Annotated in this window: 14 protein-coding genes and 1 pseudogene; 8 read left to right on the forward strand and 7 right to left on the reverse strand. The window is 45.3% G+C overall.

Annotated elements, in window-relative coordinates; translation table 11 throughout:
* Entirely contained in the window at window positions 1-723 is a 723-nt protein-coding gene (locus MHN09_RS03135; RefSeq protein WP_150141019.1) for a hypothetical protein, read from the reverse strand.
* 42 nt (window positions 724-765) lie between these two features.
* A complete protein-coding gene (locus MHN09_RS03140; RefSeq protein WP_223866672.1) occupies window positions 766-1,302 on the reverse strand; it encodes a hypothetical protein in 537 nt (178 codons plus the stop codon).
* 505 nt (window positions 1,303-1,807) lie between these two features.
* On the opposite strand from MHN09_RS03140, the gene MHN09_RS03145 reads away from it, so the two are divergent.
* On the forward strand, window positions 1,808-2,719 hold the full coding sequence (locus MHN09_RS03145; protein ID WP_150141021.1) for an HNH endonuclease signature motif containing protein: 912 nt from the start codon (window positions 1,808-1,810) through the stop codon (window positions 2,717-2,719).
* A 247-nt stretch (window positions 2,720-2,966) separates the two neighbouring features.
* Here MHN09_RS03145 and MHN09_RS03150 read toward each other — a convergent pair whose 3' ends face one another.
* From MHN09_RS03150 to MHN09_RS03165, 4 genes are all read right to left on the reverse strand, one after another.
* Complete coding sequence (locus MHN09_RS03150) at window positions 2,967-9,104, reverse strand: pectinesterase family protein (protein WP_239239099.1); 6,138 nt, start codon at window positions 9,102-9,104, stop codon at window positions 2,967-2,969.
* Window positions 9,105-9,202: 98 nt separating this feature from the next.
* The gene (locus tag MHN09_RS03155; RefSeq protein ID WP_239239101.1) at window positions 9,203-12,136 is read right to left on the reverse strand and encodes a TonB-dependent receptor; all 2,934 of its coding nucleotides are present in this window, start codon (window positions 12,134-12,136) and stop codon (window positions 9,203-9,205) included.
* A gap of 147 nt (window positions 12,137-12,283) precedes the next feature.
* The gene (locus MHN09_RS03160; protein ID WP_239239103.1) at window positions 12,284-13,606 is read right to left on the reverse strand and encodes a pectate lyase C; all 1,323 of its coding nucleotides are present in this window, start codon (window positions 13,604-13,606) and stop codon (window positions 12,284-12,286) included.
* Window positions 13,606-14,349: a helix-turn-helix domain-containing protein gene (locus tag MHN09_RS03165; protein ID WP_231513126.1), complete on the reverse strand. Its 744-nt coding sequence runs from the start codon at window positions 14,347-14,349 to the stop codon at window positions 13,606-13,608. The genes MHN09_RS03160 and MHN09_RS03165 overlap by 1 nt, the downstream gene beginning before the upstream one ends.
* A 516-nt stretch (window positions 14,350-14,865) precedes the next feature.
* Here MHN09_RS03165 and MHN09_RS03170 point away from each other — a divergent pair.
* From MHN09_RS03170 to cyoE, 6 genes are all read left to right on the forward strand, one after another.
* Window positions 14,866-15,273 carry a hypothetical protein gene (locus MHN09_RS03170; RefSeq protein WP_168533097.1) on the forward strand — a complete coding sequence of 136 codons (408 nt, stop codon included), beginning with the start codon at window positions 14,866-14,868 and terminating at the stop codon, window positions 15,271-15,273.
* A 150-nt stretch (window positions 15,274-15,423) separates the two neighbouring features.
* The gene (cyoA, locus tag MHN09_RS03175; RefSeq protein WP_239239105.1) at window positions 15,424-16,365 is read left to right on the forward strand and encodes a ubiquinol oxidase subunit II; all 942 of its coding nucleotides are present in this window, start codon (window positions 15,424-15,426) and stop codon (window positions 16,363-16,365) included.
* A gap of 2 nt (window positions 16,366-16,367) precedes the next feature.
* Window positions 16,368-18,356 (forward strand): cytochrome o ubiquinol oxidase subunit I, encoded by a 1,989-nt coding sequence (gene cyoB / locus MHN09_RS03180; RefSeq protein WP_239217775.1) that lies wholly within the window; start codon window positions 16,368-16,370, stop codon window positions 18,354-18,356.
* The gene (gene cyoC / locus MHN09_RS03185; RefSeq protein WP_014977735.1) at window positions 18,353-18,970 is read left to right on the forward strand and encodes a cytochrome o ubiquinol oxidase subunit III; all 618 of its coding nucleotides are present in this window, start codon (window positions 18,353-18,355) and stop codon (window positions 18,968-18,970) included. The genes cyoB and cyoC overlap by 4 nt, the downstream gene beginning before the upstream one ends.
* Window positions 18,970-19,341, forward strand: a complete 372-nt coding sequence (gene cyoD, locus MHN09_RS03190; RefSeq protein WP_239217773.1) for a cytochrome o ubiquinol oxidase subunit IV — start codon at window positions 18,970-18,972, stop codon at window positions 19,339-19,341. Before cyoC ends, cyoD begins: the two co-directional genes overlap by 1 nt.
* Before the next feature lie 198 nt (window positions 19,342-19,539).
* The gene (cyoE, locus tag MHN09_RS03195) at window positions 19,540-20,436 is read left to right on the forward strand and encodes a heme o synthase (protein ID WP_239217771.1); all 897 of its coding nucleotides are present in this window, start codon (window positions 19,540-19,542) and stop codon (window positions 20,434-20,436) included.
* Window positions 20,437-20,520: 84 nt separating this feature from the next.
* On the opposite strand, the pseudogene MHN09_RS03200 reads toward cyoE, so the two are convergent.
* A pseudogene (locus MHN09_RS03200) lies at window positions 20,521-20,999 on the reverse strand (YgjV family protein).
* A 221-nt stretch (window positions 21,000-21,220) separates the two neighbouring features.
* On the opposite strand from MHN09_RS03200, the gene ppiC reads away from it, so the two are divergent.
* Complete coding sequence (gene ppiC / locus MHN09_RS03205; RefSeq protein ID WP_012520075.1) at window positions 21,221-21,502, forward strand: peptidylprolyl isomerase PpiC; 282 nt, start codon at window positions 21,221-21,223, stop codon at window positions 21,500-21,502.
* The last annotated feature ends 5 nt before the right edge of the window (window positions 21,503-21,507 follow it).

The following is a 21,507-nucleotide window of genomic DNA, read 5'->3' on the forward strand; positions in this document are numbered from 1 at the left end:
TTACTGAAGCTTTGCATGAAGCAGAGAAAGTTGGTCATCAATGGTTGTTAAGTTAAAGTCGCTTCTTAAAGTCGACAAGGATTGCATTTTACTGTCACGATATGCTTGTTCCATTAGTTTAATGTAAACAGGAAACAGTAAGTCGGCATGTCTTGAAGTAAAAGCGATAATATCCAGATAGCCCTTATCGTCTATCAATTGAATGAAGCTTTTGGCGTCTAGTAACTTTTGGTTGTCCCGCTGAGCTTTTCGCTGTTGCTTATCTGTAGTGCCGTACTGCCTTTTTGCGTATAGCTGATTGATGCTTTTGATTACTTCTTCCGTTGTAAAAGCAAAGGAGCGTGTCGTCTGTTGCCAGTTATTAGTTAATTTATATGCTGTTCTATATGTTGGTGTCCATAACCCTTCATGAGCAACTTTATTTCTTATAGCTTTACCTATGATGTAAGAACATTGTTGGTCATGTGAGAATGCAAAGCTGGAGACCTGAGGCAAGGTATCTATGACTTCTTTTATTGCACCAGCATTTATGAAATAGCTCTGAAGTTCCTTTGCGGCCTTGATATACGAACTGCTGCTAGGCGTGTCAGGCCTCTCAATTTCTTTCAACACTTCCACTGCTTCCAAAGATACCAAGATTCCTTGGAATACTCGAAAATACTCCATGTATAAGGCTTCCTGCTCGTCAGAATCATAAGCTTGTATTTGTTCGAAGTCATCCATGTTAAATTTCCTTACGAATAAGTTGGCATTACTATTTGGTATTTATCGCCTAATGACCTTTCCTTGATATCGAAAAAACTTCTTTGCTTCCAACAGCTTCTCAAGCTCTCGTGCGGCCGCTCTATTCTGAGTGTAGGTAATCACAAGGTAGCAGTCGGCTTGTAAGAAGTTGCGTCTTCCTTCCTCTGTGGTCAGTTTATAATCTGGTGCTACAGAACTATCGAAGTACAAATGCTTGGCTAGGATGGAACGATTTGAACGCACATCACTCGGTTGTATATCTGTGCCTTTATGTTTGAACTGTAGGTACTTCTGAGATGACTCAGCATGCTGTCTGAGTCTTGCTCTCAGCTTTGTTGCTATACCAACCTTCAGCGGAATACCGTCATCAGTAAAGATTTGATACAAACCCGACTTATTAAGTAGCTGGTCAACTTGGCTAAAGGCACAGACTTCTGCGTCATAGTCATGGTCTACTGAGAGTTTACCGCGTGGTGTTAGCTTGTGGTCTGTCAGTACCAGACCTTCAGTCGAAGTGTAGCCGTATCGTACTGCTAGCTTCTTTAGGTCTGACTCCATGTCTAATCCTTAATTTTTCACCATTTCACCAATAATATGGGTTACATGCTCCCTCTGTAAAGGCTTACAGCTTGAAGTCATAGTTAGTCAGAAACTAGCCCTGAATCACTTTCGGGGTGATTTCGTCGAACAATTCTAATTCCAATTACAAAATCATCATCACCTTTGTTGCTAATGTGGGATAGTAATCTTTCACCTACTGCATCAGGTAAAGGTAAGGTACGTGCTGCTGCTTTCGTTTCTCCTTTTTCAGTGTTTATCGTAATGATTCAGTCATCAACAACAAAATGCTTCTTCTTTAAGTTGCATGGCATCGCTGATGCGACAGTTCGAATAAATGTCTTCAAGCTACGCATATATTGATTTTTTCAAAAGTGGATTTATGTCTGCGCTATTTATTCTTAAGTGAAACTGCACTCGCTTTTTGAGTAGGTTCGATCAACTGAGTTTTTTAAGATAAAGTAGAAAATAGTCGAATCGATAAATAGGGAAATGCGGCTAAATTATGAATTACTACTTTGCTTATCACTCAAATGAAAATAGTGAACCTTTTGACTTTAAGGGAGGCTACGGCTTTTCAGAAAGTACTAAAGTTGAAAAAGTAAACATAGGAGATGTTGTTTACATCATTCAAAAATTAAAAGGCTGGAGTCACTTCGAGTTTTGCGGGAAATTTAAAATTGTAGGTAAATATGAAGACACTCTTAACTTCAAAAATCGTCCTTACAGGGTGAAATTAGAAGATCTATCAAAGTTAGATGAGGCGTTAGAAATAGATGAGGATGTTTGGAGCGACCTTTTACCTAAGAGCACATATAAATACGAATGGAACAATTTTCAAAAGCATTTTTGTAAACAAGGCTCATCTCTCCAACGCCAACTAGATAAAGAAGTTGTGAATGTATTAGAGAGTTTTCTACATGGAAGCGAACATGACAATATAACTAGTGATATAAGCTCAATTAATAATGATAGTGACTTAAGCTCTACTGAAAAAGACATCCTTATCAAATCTAGATTAGGACAGGGTAAGTTCAAGTCGAATGTGAAAAGAGTTTGGGGAACATCCGGTTGTGTTGTCACGTTATGTAATATTCAAGAGTTACTGATTGCTTCTCATATCAAGGCTTGGAGCGATTGTAGTACTAGTGAGGAGAGATTAGATGGGGCGAATGGACTACTTCTATGTGCTCATATCGATAAACTCTTTGATAATCATCTAATAACGTTCAAGCCGAAGTCGCAGGGTTATGCTCTTACTGTGTCTACCAAACTAAATATAAGAGAATTGAAAGGTCTCGGCATACATGAAGGGGAAACTGTCGACTTTACCCATATGAGCTTTGAGGATAAGGCTAGGTTTTCAAACTATATGGAGCATCATAATAAGATATTCGACAGTAAAAATGTTATTTAAAAGCTTGCGTATTAAGAGTTTTATTTTTGATCAAAGGGGACCCTATTAGAGGGTCACTAATTAGGTTGAAAAGCAGATTGTATGGAATTCCACCATTTGAAATCGACACCACTCTTATATTTTATACAGTCAAGGTGGTCTATTATAATTGGCGGCATGATGTAATCATCCCCCAAGCTTAACGCTTAAAAGAAAGGCGCTGCTCATAGAGCAGCGCCTTTTTTGTTTGTGCTAACTCTTTTGGGAGTTAGTTTAACGGAGGAATGTCATCGGCATTCTGGTTGATCTTACCTACGCCCGAGTAGTTGATAACTCGCTGCTTAACCACGTCGGCATCATCTAGTACGTAGTCGTACGGCACTTCGTAGCTGGATGTTGGCGTGGCATCAGGTCCTGCTACAACGTCACCATCAGCTGGCGTTGTCCAAGTTACGCCTTCGCCAAACAGGTTGCCTGACGTGTTCCAATATCCAATAACGTCTGAGTAAAAAGAAACAATTGGGTTTTGCGTGTTCTCAAACACATTGTTTTCTACCTGTAGCTCTGCACCAATTCTTGAATTGATTGCCGTAGAGGATATCTGATTGTAATAGTTGTTATACAAGTGACCGTGACCGTAGCGGAATAACGGTAAACGTGACTCGATATTCTCAAAGCGGTTGTGGTGGAAGGTAATTAAACGCTCGGTATTATCACTGTCTACATCATTCTCAGTGTGGCCGTGTAACGAGGCTTTCCAATGATCATGAAGGTAGTTGTAAGAGATAGTGATGTTTTTCGCGCCGCGTTTACTATCTACTAATCCGTCGTAGAAATCCTTGTCCACAGACAATGTGCTGTAAAGCTCATTGTGGTCAATCCAAATGTTGCTGGTGGTAGAGCCGTCGTTATCACCTTCAATAGAGATAGCGTCTTTTCCATCAGTAAGCACGTGGTGGATTTTCAGGTTTTGAATAATCACGTTATTTGCACGTCTAATTAAGATGCCAATACCGTCGAATTCGCCCCTGTCTGCAACCCCGATAATTGACACATCGTTCATGTCTTTTATTTCAATCGGTGAGCCCGTACCGCCATTGTTTGCGTCGGTAATGGTGCCATCTACATAAACCGTTACTGGGGTGTTGCTGTTCGCTGCGCTATCTAACGCCGCCTGCAGATCAGCACCGTTATCTACGGTGACTACCGTACCGCCAGCACCGCCGGTTAATGCATAGTTGTATTGCGCAAAACCGTACGCATCAAGCGTTGGAGCAGGTGCTACATTCGGTAAGTTAGGCTCGCTTGGCACCCAGCCTTCGCCGTTATTAAAGTGAGAGAATATTGCCGTTCTGCTGGTAAGTTCAGTCACTTCGCTGTCGGTAAGAATGTGGGCAAACTGACGGCTTGAAAGATCAAGCGGGTTACCCTGCATATCCATGCTGCCGTATTCACGCCATCCAGCTGCTGCGGTTGCAGGGCTAGGGTTTGGTGCAGGTTGGTCGCGTACTCCTTCGCCCGCCCAGCCGATAGTGGCAATGTGGGTGTCGAAACGGTTATTAATAAGCGTAATATTGTCGAAGTAGCTTGCGCTGCCGCCACTTCTTGCAATATACGTAGAGTCGTCGAGTACACCGTTACCAATAGGGCCTGGGCCATTGGTGAAGCTGCTGTTTAAGAAGATAAACCCTTTATAAGAAATATCAGGTACGCGAGCTTGTAGAATGTAGCCGCCCGCTGTGTCTTCATCAGGGTTACCATTTTTAGAGTCGCCAATGGTGCGAATTTCGCTGTTTTCAAACAGTGCGGTATTTACGTAACCCCAAATGAAATCAACGTTGCCGGCAATCAATGAGTTGTAGAACCAACTAAAGCCTTTTAACAGCAGCGTATCTTGTTCACTCACAAAGTTCATATCAACGGCAGTTAGACGACCTGAATCACTGTTAAAGTATATCGTCTCAGCTTGGTTAGAGTAGTCGTTGCTTCTGATGTGTGAATTTTTCAAAGTGAAGTTCGTTAGCGTCAGGTTATCTACGCCTTCCACTAAAAATACGCTTCTTCCGCCTGATGGCGTGCCCGCCGCAGGTGCTTCGCTCTTGCCACTACCGCTGTTAAAGCTTTCAAAGTTATCGTAGTACACCACGGTATTGTCTCGGCTCTCGCCTTGAAGCGTGACATTGTTGTTACCGCGAAGGAACAGCATTTCCTGATACTCGCCGTCACGAATCGTAATGCGAGATGGCGTATCGCTACTTACGTTTTGCATCACGTAATTAAGCGCACCTTGCACCGTGCGGAAATCCGCTTCGCCGTCATCATCTACGGTAACATTCGCGCCAGAAGGTGCAGCGGCTCTTGTTGCAAAGCGCCAGTTCGCACTCTTGCCAATACCACTAAAGCTTTCACCATTTAGCGTTGCGCCGGTTACCGCACCATCGCTAATGGCTACGTAATACGACTGAGCATATTGAAGGGCATTTGTATGAGGCTTAATCACTAATTTGTTGCCTACAACTGACGCTGGGCGGTAAGCCACTTTGCGCTGTCTGTCTTGGCCTTCAAAGCCAATAAAGTCTTCATCAGCTGCAATATTGATAACGTCTACCAGGGTGTCGTCTGTCGCATTGTAAATGCGCACTTCACCGCTACTTCCTAAGGTGGGTTCGCTGTCGAAGGTTAACGAGAGTAGGGTATCGGTATACGCATTGTTATTGCCCGAATACGGTGTGGTATCGGGGAATAAGTCGCCATAGGTGGCGGTAGGCATTGTGAAGCCTTCGCCAACATTAACGGCAATGTGTTTGCTTAACGTAGGGTCAGAGCCAGAGGTAAAAGTTACTATTGCGCTGCCGGCAGCGCGAGGGGTAATGGTAACTTGTGGACCTTGCTGCTCTACGCTGACCACACTCGCATCATTGCTGGTTACGGTAAACGTGTCTTCAGTTATACCGTCGTTTTGTACTGCGGTAACGTAAACGAACAACGGATCGCTACTGGTGGTGGTTTCCCACTCTGTTTCTTTGAAATCCAGAGTAAGTTGAACTGGTTTAATAGCGGGGTCACCCACTTTTAAATCGTCCAGCTCGAACGAGCGGTTATTAGTGAAAAGGCCAATCAGTCCCGCTGCGCTATAGGTTGTGTCTTCTGCTGTACCCATGTTCTCGCCGTCTAAATAAACGGTGAGTTTCTCGTTTTCCATTTCAAAACGTACGCGATACCACGTGCCGTCTGTTCCGTCTTTTTCACCCAGTACAATCGGTGACTTAGCTTGGACAGGGCGAGAAATACTGCCTTCGGTACTTACCGCTACTTCCACTTGTGTACTGCTCGATGAGTTTTGTACATTCAAACCTCCGCCGTACCAGTTTCCAGCGCTATCATAACGACCTAGAAGGAAGATCTGTTTGTTTCGCGTAGTGCTGTTTTGTCTTGGACGAATGCGCGCTTCAACAAAGTAATTTCCATTTTCTGGCAGGTTGCTAAGCACCGACTCTTTAACCAAGAAAATTTCGCCACCTTCACCGCCAGCGGTGTAGCGCATCACTTTGTTGCCGTCATCTTCTACAATATCAAACGTGCCTTGTGGGCCGTTTGAGCCTGCGTCGTCTGAAATAAGCGTGAAGTTATCTAAAGAGCCCGATGCAAAGTCGTCACAGAAGTAAAGCTGTGGTTCATTTTCACAGCTAAACTTGCTGTCATCTGGCGCTTCACCCACATACGATATAACAAAGTTATCGATAACCACTTTGCCGCCACTTTCAGTACGAAGCTGTAGGAACGAGGTGGGTGTACCAATAAATCCATCGATAGTTAGGCGTTGTCCTGGCACAAGGTTATTAACCAGCTCGCTGTAGAATTTAGAGTCGCCACCATGTATCGATTTGCTGCTACTGCTGGTGTTGTTGTCTACATATATCTGGAAGTTGTTGTCGCCTTCACTGTCTTCAACGGCAATGATATCCATACTAATGGTATATTCACGGCTTAAATCTAATATACCTGTGGTTACAGTGTCATCAGCGGTTGTGTCTGTATCAGGGGTACTGTTGCCCATGGTAAAGCGTGCACTGTCGATGGCTAGTTGGCCTTCGGAAATCACTAAACCTGAGCCGCCGCCCGTTACGCTATAAAACGGTGTCGCACCACCATCGGTCGACTTGTATTCCGGGCTGAAGAAGGTGTCAGCGTCTGTTTCAAACGTCTCCTCTAACAGGGTGTTTTCATCAATATATTCAATGCGAATATTGTCGATGACCACAATAGAGCCACTTTCCGTTCTAAATTGAAGGTACGAGTTAGGCGTTGCTATCTGTCCTTCTACTGTCATGGTGGTTCCCGGTACTAAATCGAGCACAGGCTCATTAAAGAAACGAGAATCTGAACCTAGGTGTGAGTTGGCGCTGCCAGAAGTATTGTTATCCACGTAAATCTGGAATTTGTTGTCGCCTTCGGAATCTTCAGCAGAAATGACATCAAAGATAACATTGTAAGGACGGCTCAAATCCAGTGCACCGGTTGATGATGTATCGTCAGACGAGCTTTGGGTATCAGGTTCAGTATTACCAAGGGTAAAGCGTCCGCCGTCAAGCTGAATACCAGTGTCAATTTGAGTTACCGAGCCACCGGTAATGGTAAACATGGCGACTTGCTCACCCGCTGCATTTTCAATCGCGGCAAAGTTTGTCGAGAAAATATCCTCGCTTTCGCCTGCAAAGGTATAGGAAAGCGGCAGCGGTACACTTGGAATAACTTCGGGCTCTTCAGGCTCGGTAGGCTCAGGCTCAACCGGAGGCACTGGGTCAACTGCGTCAGCTACCGTTTCAATTTTTAAGTTATCGATAGTGATAGTGGCACTCGAATCTGTGCGCAATTGGAAGAAACTATTGGTTACCGAGCTGTCGAGAATTTTCGCGTCAGGTGCACTAGGATCGCCGCCACCAATATCGTCACCCGGCTCATAGGTGTAGGTAAAGCGTGTGCCGGGTACCATTGTGCCGTCCGCTAATCCTTCGCTTACAAACTTAGAAGCAGCACCGTGTACAGAGTTATCTTGCCCTGTGGTGTTGTTATCTACATAAAGGCTGAACGTACCGCCGCCATTATGAGAAATAACGTCGAAGCTGATGGTAAAACCTTCGCTAAGGTTATAAATACCCATGCCTACCGTATCTGCTGCCGACGTATTGGCACCTGGGTTGGCTGCAGCGTTACCAATACTGAATCGATCGCCTTCAAGGGTAAGTTGACCTGTGGTGGCGTCGACTAGTGGGCTGCCACCTGTTACATAATAAAGCGCGCCAGCATCTGGCTCTTCACTTAAACGCTTGTACGACGATGAGAAAAACGTATCGGTGTCGGTATCGAAATTCTCTTCAAGCGCTGCCTGGATAGAATTCGCTGCTTCCTCTAATTTTGCCAGTTCAACATCTGCTTGCTCCTGGGTAAATGCAAACAGGTAGTTTTGCGGGTCTTCGGTGGCAAGGCAATTTTCAACATGCAGCACTAGCGGCATAGACTGAGCGTTATCTGGGGATATCACGCACAGGCTGTATACTTCGTTAACCGTGTTGAAAGCACGGGAAATAAGATACTCAGTTTGCTCACCGTAGCTAAGGGCAATAACTTTTCGTCCAAAAGAGAATTCATAGCTACCTGTTGTGCTTTCCTCACCGTGCACTCTTACAAAAGTACCTGACAAGTTCGTTTCGTCGTCTGGCGTAAAGGTGTAAGTGGCTTGAGATACACTTCTGCCTTCCAGTGTTGGTGCGTAAATGTCGCCTGTGAAGCGGGTTACATCAAAGGTGTTAGGGAACAGCGTACCTAATTCGGCTTCAAGGTAATTTACGAAATGGCTGATAGCCTGTGCTTTATCCACAAGCGTAGCACTGGCTCCGCCAGCAGAACCAAGCCACACCTCTACATCGGCTGCAAAATCTGCATCAGATTGATTAAAGAAGTCTTCAATGGTTTGCCCTTCGTCTAGCGTAGCTACCGCCACATCGCCAGCACTGGCGCTTAGCGATATACCGTTACTTGGGTCGCCATCGGTATCAAGAGATTGTAAAAGTCGAAGCGTGTTTACGACCGACTGGTTAAAAGGGTTGTCAGTTGCGAACAGGTCAAGAGGAGAGATAACGCTTGATGCCGGTGTTTCTGGAAACGTCAGCTGACCTATGCTGAAAGCGAGCTGCTCGCCTCTGAAGTAAGAGTATTCACCCTGCGCATTAGTGGTACCATTTTCCACAGAAGCAGAGGAATAACTGATTCCTTCAACGGGACTATCAACAAATACGCCAGTCAGTGCTGGGTCGGGGGGGAGGGTTACATTGGTAGAGCTTTTCTCGCCACAGGCGGCAACGAGAATAACGCCGCCCATAAGGGCTGCAATTTTCGTGAGTTTCATGATACTCAATCTCCATATTTTACTGGGCGTACTACCGCACTACATGTCCGCTCCAGCTTTATTATGTGGAAAAGGCCGGGTTTCCCCGGCGCAGACAATTAGTAGAACTTAATGTTTACACCCAGCTGGTAGCTGCGGCCGTATTCTTCTTTTTGGTACAGAATGTTGCCGCCGCTTAACGCGTTACCTTGGAAGTAGCGAAGGTCAGACTCCTCGGTAAGGTTGATGGCGTCAAAGTACAATTGTGCGTACTCAGTAATGTCGTACTGAAGTTTAAAGTCTAAGCTTTTAACCGAATCTTGATATTGGTCGCCCCAAATCTTGCAGCCTTTCGGGTCGTTAAGATCGGCAGTAATTGGGCATGAGCCAATTTGTTCAAGAACTTCAGAACGCACGTTACCAATTAAGCGAGCTGAGAACGTTTCGCTCTCCCAACCAAATACAAGATTGAAGGTGGTATCAGCTTGGTCGGGCAGTGCCACTTTGCCTTGACGAATACTGCTATCCAGCGTGGCTTCACTATCTAGGATGGTGGCGTTACTTTGAATGAATAGACCATTTTCAAAGTACTGGTTGTAGCTAAGCTCTAACCCGATAACCGAGGCTTTGTTGCCGTTAACGGTAATGTTTATCTCGTTGAGATATAAATCTTGCGGAATAACAAACTCAGTCACCTGGTTTACCGGAAGCGTTAGCGGCAGGTCATTAAGCGCCATGCCAATTCCGTTTACATCTACGATAAAGTTGTCGATGTCTTTATAGAAAACTGCCGCTTCCATAAAGAGGTTTTCGCTTGGATACCAGCCAATTGACGCATCGTAGTTAATAGATGTCATTGCAACGAGGTTAGGGTTACCCACATCTAGTGCATTATCAGAACCCAACACATACTGGCTTAACTGTTGAAGCGATGCGCCATCTTGACTGTCATCACAATCGTCAGAACCCGGAGGACAAAGCTCAATATCGCTGTCAAACACAGCAAATGCACGGGCTTGTTTAAACGACGGGCGAGTAAAACTCGTCCATGCTGCGGCACGCACTAGGAAGTTTTCACTCGGCTCCCATTTAATGTGTGCACTAGGGAAAAACTCACTGTATTTAATAGACGCTTCTGGAAGAGGGATAGCAATATCCAATGCACCAGCCCCTGCGCCATTAAACTCAAAGTCATCGTTTTCTAAAGACAAAAAGCCGGTAGAAGAGAACTCGGTTTGTGTCCAGCGAACGCCGGTTGTTAGTGTGGCATCTGCGCCTAATGGCAATTCTGCCATTGCGTATACAGCCTGCGTATCTTCGGTAATGCTGTAGTCGCCCTTAGTGCTTTCTATCGACACTTCGCCATTTGTGGCAGGCTCAACCGTTTGACGAGTGGCATCAACAATTTGGTCGACAACTGCGCGGCTTTCAAACGGCAGCTGGAATGCGCTATTTGAAGGTATTTGGGTGTCATAGTCGGCAAGGGTAGAATTCACTGCGGCAATACATGCATCGTCGCTACAGTCGCCGGCAGAAGGGTCGAAACTCCACCGGTCCTTGTCACGCACGTGATCGCGCTCGCTCACCTGCACACCAAATTTAATGGTGTTTAACCAGTCATTAAAAATGTCGGTTCGCAAGTTAAGGTTCACTGTCTTAATTTCATCAATTCGCGTTCCGCCTTCTAAAAACAGGTTATCGAATTGATAATTTGAAAGGTCAGAACCATCGCCACTACCCGACGTTCCAAAAATACTGTTTTCCGGGTCGTAGGTTAGACCTGCGATTTCAGCAGCTTCCTGTGGGCTTAAAATGCGGGCGTTAATGTTGTCGCGACCGCCTTGACCATAAACAATCAGGTCTCGTTCACGGAATTGAACGCGGCGGTCACCAGTGGAGTCTTCTTCAGAGCGAGATTGAGCGTATTCGTAGTCAAACACGAAGCGTTCAGCAATACGGTTTTCTCCCCCTAAGCTGAACGTGATGGTTTTGTTCTTACTTTCTTGTAGGAAATGCTGGTGGAATACGTCTATATCGCTAAGAATAAACTCTTTCGTAGCGCCATTTACGTATACAATTTCATCGTTTCCGACAGAGCCAGCATCTTGAAAATCGTAAAATTCTCGCTGTGCGCGATCATCATCTTCAAACTGAGTGAACGTGCCTTTGGCATAATAGTAGGCGTCTGCAGAGGGCTTGTATTCAAGGTTTAGTGCTGCTGCTTGACGAGTTCTTCCTGCAATTTCGCGACGAACTTCTAACTGAGAAGGCGCAAGAATTTCGTCACCCTGGGCAATTTCTTCTTCTGTTTTACCCAAGTCGGCGGTATAAAACTTCATTTCGTTGGTGCTGTGGTGGCGCGTTTCGTCTATCTGGGTTTTGCGGTCTTCGTGAGAGATGGCAAAGCCAATACCAAAGGTGTTGTCGAGGAAAAACTGGGTGCCGTCTAAGCTAAATTTCGGAGAGTGCTTTTCGCGCGCTTCTGAATATGCGTCTTGAACACGCATTTTTAATGTGTTTTTGCCGCGATCGAAAGCTGAAATTGCTTTAACGTTGACTGTACCGCCAATGGAATTTAGGTTTTGGTCTGGGGTGAGTGTTTTCAGCACTTCAATGGTACCGAGAAGGTCAGCAGGAAGTGCGTCTAATCCCACTTTCCGTTCTTCGCCTGCACCAGACATTTGTGCGCCGTTCATATTTATGGATACGAAGCCGGGTCCTAAGCCCCGTACAGTGACAAACTTACCTTCGCCTTCAGAGCGCTGTAGCGTAACACCTGGCAGTCGTCGAAGGGACTCCGCCACGTTCTGATCAACAAAATTGCCTAAATCATCGGTAGAAATAACAGAGCTAAAGCCGCTTTTCATGCGTTCTAAGTCACGCGCTTTAAGGTCTGCCTGTTTAACACCCTTTACTTCAACTACTTCAATTTCGCTAGGGGTCTCATTTGTTTCAGTTTGCTCGGTATTTTCCTGAGCGGGTGCTGTTTGCGCCATGCTGGAAAACGCCGTGGACACGGCTAGAGCGAGGGCTGTCCATTGAAACACTTTCATGTTTTGAACTCCTAAATTCCAAAATCGACATAGCTGTAGTATTTGTATTTTGCTATGCCACCGGTGGCAGTATTGATCTTGTCAGATAGGAATGCACTAACATTTAACGTTTATTTCACAAATTATTAATATATGAATATTTAGTGATCACAGTGTTGGGATTCCTGCGAGTACCCGCCATGAGTTTTCTTCATGAAAAGTAAGAGAGGGCGCGGGGTTGGCAGTAAAGTAGCTGCTGTAAATTGACCAGTCAACCACATCTAATTCACTATCAATTATCCCATTTTTGCTTGTGTACTGATTGCTTTGTATTTGCTTAAGTATGCGCGAGTCTACAGGGTCTAGATCTTTACCTGTGCGGGTGAGATTAGCACCTACGTCTTGGTTTTCAATCAAGCTTGTCCATGTTTGCTGTGCAGTAAGTTGCGCATCGCCTAATTTATCTATTTCATTCTGATGAAAAGGCGACGTTGAAAGAGAACGAGTGATTACGTCTTTTTCTTTCTTTGAACCGGTTTTGGCGCTCTTAACATCTATGCCTTTACTGTTGTCCTCAGACATGTCGCTATAGCCCTTCATCACGTTTTCAGTAACATAAAGTCGAGTGAGTGATTCCTTATCGTCCCATAATTGGAAAAACCATAGCTTTTTCGTAGCGGGGCCTGGGGCATAAATATTCCCAACCAGATTTGCGGTGCCGTTTTCGCCGCCATAAGCTGAGTTTTTTTGCCAGTTGGCAATAACGTTATTTTTGATATCAACGAATTCTTGCTGCTGTGGGTAAGGCGGGTTCAGTCGCCATCCGTTAATGCGCGGGTTTCTACTGGTATGATTGGCCAATATATTGCGCAAAAAGCTAGCATTACTGCCACCCCAAATGCCGCCATAGCCATGGCTACCTTTGTGATGACCCGCGTTGTTTAAACTCTCTGATAGTATGCTGTATTGCAGTGTAAAGCGTTGGTTATTGTAGAAAGAGCCTACCTCGTCTTTTGACCAACTTAGCGAACAATGATCGATAATGACATCAGTGGTATTTCTAACGGTTACTGCATCGCCTTCTTCACTGTCTTTCCCCGGCCTAAAGCGCATGTGTCGAATAATGACCTGATTAGCTTCAACGCTTGTTGATGCGCCAGAAATTACAATTCCGTGGGGAGATGTCTGTCCTGCAATGGTGACGTTGCCATGTTTTATTTCTAACTCCTTTTCTAGCGCTATCACGCCAGACACATTAAAGACAATCAGTCTGGGATAGTCTTGCGCAATAGCCCATCGCAATGTTCCCTCTTGTGGGCTTTTGGCATTATCAGACAAAGAGCTAACAACTAACACTTTTCCTTGGTTTCCACCTTGTGTGTATTTTCCGAACCCCAGCGCGCCTTCAAACGCCAATGATTGTGCGTGACAGTTAGACAAAGCGAGAAACGCGACGAAAGCGACAATCAGTTGAATTGGAATATGTTTCATTACTGCATGTCCTGCTCGTAAGGGTGGGCACCGGTGGTTGGAAGGCGGGCGATGTCTTTGAGTTTAGCGCTCCATGCTTGGAGTACCTTAACGTCGTGGATCATACCTTCTAACTCTATTGCTAAAATTGATACAAGCTCTCCATCTCGCATGAAGACTGGTACGGCAACAAGCGTTACGTTGCGCGGTGCGAAGTGGCTGACGGCATAGCCTCTGGTACAAGTTGTTGCTCGTAATTTCGCGGCTTGTTGTTCATCAAAGTTTGCGGGGTGTGTGCTGTCGTTCATGTTTTGATACTTGGGATGGTAGGCCAACATGACATGACCCGCAGCAGATTCAAATAAGGGCAGTTTTGTCCCTGGCCTAATTGTTGTTATTTGCTTTTCTCTGGCATCTAAAACGTCAATTACAAACGCGCAGTAGTCGCCTAATGTGCAGATGATTGCGCTAGCGTTGGTTGCAGCTATAAGTTTCGAAAGCGCAGGTGCAGTGATTCTCTGAACGTATCTGCTGCGCGAGTTAGCGGCGCTAATTTCGTAAATGCGTGTGCCATAGAAGTATTTTGTACCACGCTTTTCGACTACCCGTTCGCTGGTTAATGTTCTAAGTAATCTAAATACTGATGTGCGGGGAAGTTTAAGCGCTGACTCAATTTCAGAGGCACTTAAACCCGAGCGAGACTCGGCGATGGCTTGACATAGCTGCAGCGCCTGCATAACACTGGGAATAACATACCTTTCCATCTTTTTGCGGTCCCGAAATCAAGATAATATTGCTCGATATTAACACGAATTAAACAAAATGCTACCGGTGGCATTTTAAATTATTGATGATTTTTAAATCAATTACATTGAGAAAAGAGAGAAAACTGTCGTGCAACTCATCGCATCTATAAGAAGGTTAACGCTTTATCAACCGCATCCGGTAAGCGGTTTAATTCTGTATATTTAAAACAAAAAATTAACATGTGTAGGTGCTGTCGAGGTGCAAGTTGAAGACTCAGCGAGCGAAAAAGTGAATAAATGCGTGACATCTGTACTAAGGGCGACGATAAATCTGTGGAAGCAGAGTCTTACCTTCTGAATGTTAATAAAATAGTCATTTGTGTCTGGTGCTTTAATTACTAGGTCTTTTCAGCCCGTCGATAGGTGGCTTGTACTTGTCCTTATTTGAGATTACTCTGCCACGCCTGCTTTCTCATTCTCATTTGAAGCAGCGTTAAACTTAGAGCATTGTTCTTGTAAGGCATTACATTCTATATGGCACCACGTTCTTTCGTTTTTTTAGACGAACTGAATTCTTCGATTAGACCCGCAATAAACTACACCAGTGGTGTAGGCGCTATTCTGTGGTTGGCTAATCTGGTGTTACTGCTGAACATTGCGCTAGTTATCAGTGGTACCTTGGCTGACTCGGCAGAATTTGTCAGTGCGTTTAATGAAAGTTTGGTTGTAGAGCCTTTTTTCATTGCACTGGCCAATCACACGCTTTCGCAATTTATTGTTCCCACTATTGCATTAGTGTTAGTTGGTCTCTTGGTTAAAGCCACGGCTATAGCAAAGGCGCAAATAACAAAACAGCGCCGACCTATTCCTTACCTTTGCCCTACATTCCCCCAGCCTTTTGTTCAGACGGTTGGCAGTAGAGCGCCCCCACTTTTTAGTTAAACGTCTCCGATTTGATTATCTAACGCCGAAAGCGTTGCGCAATATGTGTGACAAAGCTTTACCGGTGTGTTTTTCGATGCTGTAACGCTGCCATTCTCTATTAAGCGGCCCAGTCATCGCCGTTTAACTTGTGGGTTATAGGAACTTGTTTTGTCTATTCGTAACCTTTTTACTTTAATTGTTGCTGGTGCAGGGCTGACGTTGGCCGGTTGCAGCGGTGGCGTGCTTGACCCTAAAGGGCAAGTGGGTATGGATGAAAAGAATCTGATTATTCTTTGCACCATCCTAATGCTGATTGTTGTTGTTCCCGTTATTTTTCTTACGCTTTACTTTGCGTGGAAGTATCGCGCTAGTCGCGATTTCGAAATTTATACCCCTAAATGGGCACATTCGACCAAAATAGAAGCGGTGGTGTGGTCCATTCCAATTCTCATTGTCGTGTCGTTGAGTGTGATCACCTGGCGCTCTACTCACGCACTCGACCCTTATGCACCGCTAGAAGGTCAAGGAGAGCATCTTACTGTCGAAGTAGTCTCGCTCAACTGGAAGTGGCTGTTTATTTATCCTGAACAAGGTATCGCAACGGTCAATGAATTGGTGTTTCCAGCCAATAAACCCGTTGCGTTTAAGATTACTTCTGAAAGCACCATGAATTCGTTTTTTATTCCTCAGCTAGGAAGCCAGATTTATTCCATGGCGGGAATGGAAACCAAGCTTCATCTTATTGCCGACGAGCCAGGTACGTACAAAGGCATTTCTTCAAATTACAGCGGTGCGGGATTCACTGGAATGAAGTTTAACGCTATTGCCACACCTACCGAGGATGACTTCGAGGCGTGGGTTGCCAGCGTTAAGCAGTCGCAAACATCGTTAACGTCAGGTGCCTACGAGCAGCTTGCTGAGCCAAGCGAAAACAATCCGGTGACCTATTTCAGCAAAGTCGATGACGGTTTATTTCATAACATTGTTATGAAATACATGAAAGATCACGGCTCTATGGATTTCTACAACAAGCCGGAAAATACCGCCATGGGCGAACATCACGCCATGCCTGAAATGCAACACAGCCATCACCAAGAGGATGCACAATAACCATGTCTTTATTAGGTAAATTATCTATTGAGGCCGTGCCCTATCACGAGCCGATTATTATGGTGACACTTGCTGTTGTGGCAGTGGTGGGTGTGGTCATAGCCATGCTTATCACCAAGTACAAACAGTGGGGAACCCTATGGTTTGATTGGATAACGTCTGTCGACCACAAACGTCTTGGTATTATGTACATTGTGTTGGCTATGATCATGCTGCTGCGTGGCTTCGCCGACGCTATTATGATGCGTACTCAGCTTGCAATGGCAACCAATGGTGCGCCCGGGTATCTACCGCCAGAGCACTACGACCAAATCTTCACAGCGCATGGCGTTATCATGATTATCTTCATGGCGATGCCGTTTATGATTGGGTTGATGAATATCATTTTGCCACTACAAATTGGTGCTCGCGATGTGGCGTTTCCATTTTTAAATAACTTAAGTTTTTGGCTGACCGCAGGTGGCGCAATTCTAGTAAATGTGTCTTTGGGGTTAGGTGAATTCGCAAAAACAGGGTGGGTTGCTTATCCGCCGCTAGCCGGGTTGGAGTTTAGTCCCGGGGTTGGCGTCGACTATTACATATGGGCCCTGCAGATATCCGGGCTCGGTACGCTGCTAACCGCCGTAAACTTCTTAGTTACCGTGTTTAAAATGCGTGCGCCCGGCATGAAGTTAATGCAAATGCCTATTTTCACATGGACCTGTACGTGGGCAAACATTCTGATTGCTGCTTCGTTCCCAATTCTGACGGCTGTGTTAGCCATGCTGACGCTAGACCGTTATATGGATTTCCACTTCTTCACGAATGAAGCTGGTGGTAACTCTATGATGTATATCAACCTGTTCTGGGCGTGGGGACACCCTGAGGTTTATATTCTGGTACTGCCTGCATTTGGTATTTTTTCAGAAGTTATATCTACGTTTACCGCTAAGCGCCTGTTTGGCTACAAGTCGATGGTGTATGCGTCGGGTGCCATTGCCATTCTTGGTTTTATTGTTTGGCTGCACCACTTCTTTACCATGGGGTCGAGCGCCAATGTGAATGCCTTCTTCGGCATTATGACCATGGTTATTGCCGTACCCACGGGCGTGAAACTGTTTAACTGGCTATTCACCATGTATCGCGGTCGCTTAATATTGAGTGTGCCTGTACTGTGGACGTTAGGCTTTATGGTGACCTTCACCATTGGCGGCATGACAGGGGTGTTACTTGCTATTCCTGGTGCTGACTACGTACTTCATAATAGCTTGTTTCTCATTGCGCACTTTCACAACACCATTATTGGTGGTGCGGTATTTGGCTATCTGGCTGGCTTTGCGTTTTGGTTCCCGAAAGCCATGGGCTTTAAGCTTGACGAAAAAACCGGAAAAGCAGCCTTTTGGTGCTGGCAAATTGGTTTCCTTTTGGCGTTCATGCCCCTATATGTGCTTGGCTTTTTGGGTATGACACGCCGCTTAAATCACACCGACAACCCTGACTGGAATATCTGGTTGTACATTGCTGCATTTGGTGCGTTTGTTATAGCAATTGGTATTTTCTTCCAGCTACTTCAGCTGTTTGTAAGCTTCAAAAACAAAGAGAAGCTTAACGATACAACGGGCGACCCGTGGAATGGTCACACGCTAGAGTGGTCAACGGCGTCACCGCCTCAATTTTACAATTTTGCCAAGATTCCTCACATCAAAGACATTGATGCATGGACGGATATGAAGGAACGCGGCGAGTCGTATCAACGCCCTGAAAATTACGCGCCTATTCATATGCCAAAAAATACTTCAGCCGGAGTTTTCATGAGCATGAGCTTTACTCTAATGGGCTTTGCCCTTATCTGGCATATCTGGTGGCTTGCTGTTGTCGGTTTAGTGGCGGGAATAGGAGTATTTATTAAGCGTTGCTATACCTCGGATGTTGATTACTACGTGCAGGTAGATGAGGTTGAACGAGTTGAAGCTACGCACTTAAGTGCCAATACAGTGGGAGGTCGCTCATGAGTACTATTGCAACATCAAGCGCCGCATCAATGCCGCATGAACACGCACACGAAGAACATCATGAAAACAACACCGTGTTTGGTTTCTGGTTGTACTTAATGACCGACTGTTTGTTGTTTGCTTCTTTCTTTGCCACCTATGCCGTGCTGTTTATGAATACGGCGGGCGGTGTGTCTGGCAAAGATATTTTCGAGCTCAACTTTGTTGCAGTTGAAACAGCCGCTCTGCTTTTAAGCAGCATTACCTTTGGCTTTGCCATGATATGTGCTCACCGACAAAACAAGTCAGGCGCCCTTGCTTGGCTGGCGGTGACATGGGCACTGGGTGCGTGTTTTATTGGTATGGAGGTGTACGAATTTCATCACCTTATTGAGCATGGCAACGGGCCGCAGCAAAGTGCGTTTCTAACGGCGTTTTTCTCGTTAGTGGGACTGCACGGACTGCACGTTACAGCGGGCCTTATTTGGATGACAATCATGTTTATTGAAGTAACCCGCCGAGGTTTAGGTGAGCAAACCGTTACTCGACTTAGTTGCTTAAGTCTGTTTTGGCACTTCCTCGATATCGTATGGATATGTGTATTTACCGTAGTGTATTTAATGGGGGCAATGTAATGGCGTTACACGATGCAAAATTAGCTTCAAATACGGACGGTCACGCTTCATCGACCCACAAAAGTGATGACGCACATGGCGATGTGAAGTCTTATATTATTGGCTTCATTCTATCTGTGGTACTTACCGCTATTCCGTTCACTCTAGTGATGAATGGCGACCTATCTAAAGTTACCACGATTTGGAGCGTGGTAACTTTGGGCTTGGTTCAAATTTGGGTGCACCTTAAATACTTTTTGCACCTTAACTTTGTTACTGAAGAAGGCAGAGCCAATACGTTTTCATTCTTATTTAGTGCGCTTATTATTTTCATGGTGGTTGGGTTATCCGTTTGGATCATCTACGAATCAAACGCCATGATGATGTATTAGCAAATCTCTGTATATGCGTGGTCTAGCCTGACGATCATGTCAGGCTTTTCAATGTGTTTACTTCATCGCGGTCAGTACGTTAAGCCCTCATGTTTCGCCCTTCTATTGGTGCAACCTATTTTGGGGGGCAACATTCGGGCTTCTCAGTACACCTTGATACGTGTCTAAATGGGCGCGTTCTAAATTTGGATTTTACCCATGACCTCTACTTATAAACGTTACCTCTCAGTCACCAAGCCCGGCATTATTATGGGCAATGCTATTTCGGTAACGGGCGGTTTCTTGCTCGCGTCCCGTGGCGATATAGATTATTGGCTATTGCTCGCAACGCTCATCGGTTTATCGCTGGTGGTGGCTTCAGGTTGTGTCATCAATAACTGCATTGACCGAGATATCGACGGCAAAATGCAGCGCACGGCTAGCCGGGTTACGGTAACAGGCGAGTTGCCATTACTTACTGCGATGTTGCATGGTGCTGTGCTAGGCATTTCGGGGTTCGGCTTGTTAGCAGCTTACACCAACCTTACCGCGGTATTTTTTGCCGCTTTTGGCTACGTCATTTATGTGGGTGTTTACAGCCTGTATATGAAGCGAAATTCGGTGTATGGCACCTTCGTTGGCAGTTTGTCGGGGGCCGTTCCGCCCGTAGTCGGTTATTGCGCCGCGAGCGGTCAGTTTGATATGGCTGCGGCTATTTTGCTGGGGATGTTCAGCATTTGGCAAATGCCCCATTCTTATGCCATCGCTATCTTTAGATATAACGACTATAAGGCGGCTGGCATTCCAGTATTGCCTGTATCGCAAGGTATCGCGAAAGCAAAACGCCATATTGTTCTTCATATTGCGTTATTTGCTTTAGTTGTAATGCTGCTTCCACTTAGCGGTTATACAGGTATTGGCTTTTTAACAGTAGCTTTCGCAACAAGCCTTTGGTGGCTGTTAATGGCGCTGCGCGGATACAGACCCGACATCAACGTAGAAGGCTGGGCAAAACGTGTTTTTGGTTTCTCCATTGTGAATATAACGCTGTTATCTATCGCTATGTCATTGGACTATCATACGTCAGTAACGAGTCTGTTTGCGCTCTCGTTCTAATTGACGTGTTTCGACTCACTCGACGAGGTTGGCTTGAAAGCTTCCAATGCAGTGTGTGTATAGCAACGCATTCACTTTGGGCAATCAGGCCTGACCGAGTGCTTTTTGCCCTCTGTACAAGCGAATAATAGTGAAACTATTAACTGCCAGTAGCGTAGCTTCAAGCAGGGTGCCGCCAATAGAGTCGACAATAATATTGTTGGTTAGCCAACATATAGCGCCGCACAAAAACGCTAAACGCATGCGTATTCCTGACAAACAAAATAAGGCATAAGTGCCTATGCACGTGCCCAAAATAGGGAATAAATCGTACCAAACTTCGGCCAAATACAGCCCGGCTGCTAGCGATATCAATATAAACAGGTAGGCGACACTTCGGGAGCGAGTTTTAATTGAAATGCCTGTTCTTACCACTGAAAGCAAGGCACTTAAGCATGCGGTTACGGCACCAAGTAGCGCAAAATGCACAGGGCGTGATTTAAATTCATCACCACCATCATTATTCGCAGGTGCTGATCATCACGCTGATAAAAGCACAAAATGCCAAGCGCAAAACTCAACATTCCTATCGCTTGGGCCAAGTCGAATTCTGGTAACAAAAGGGAAGGCTCGTCAATGATTGATAAAGGTTAACGATACGCAGTTTTTAAACAGCAGAGTAGCCTTTACATCGCTTTTTTAGCCCAACACATCACATTGACTAATGGCAGGCGGGTTGTTCACTAGGGTATACTTAGCGTGCACGATATTATTCTTAAACCCCGAGACAAATTAGGTCCTTTCCATGGCAACGGCATCCGCACTTCACATTTTGGTTAAAACAGAGAAAGAAGCGCTTTCTATTTTAGAGCAGCTTAAAAAGGGTAAGGATTTTGCGACGTTAGCAAAGCGTCATTCTAAATGTCCGTCGGGCAAGCGTGGCGGCGATCTTGGTGAATTCCGTAGAGGCCAAATGGTAAAAGCCTTCGACGATGTGGTATTTAAAAAAGACGTGCTAAAAGTACACGGGCCGGTGAAGACCCGTTTCGGCTACCACCTTATTAAAACGCTTTATCGTAGTAATTAAAACCA

Origin of the sequence: Alteromonas sp. MmMcT2-5 (assembly GCF_022348315.1) — a bacterium.
GTDB classification, from domain to species: Bacteria; Pseudomonadota; Gammaproteobacteria; order Enterobacterales; family Alteromonadaceae; genus Alteromonas; species Alteromonas macleodii.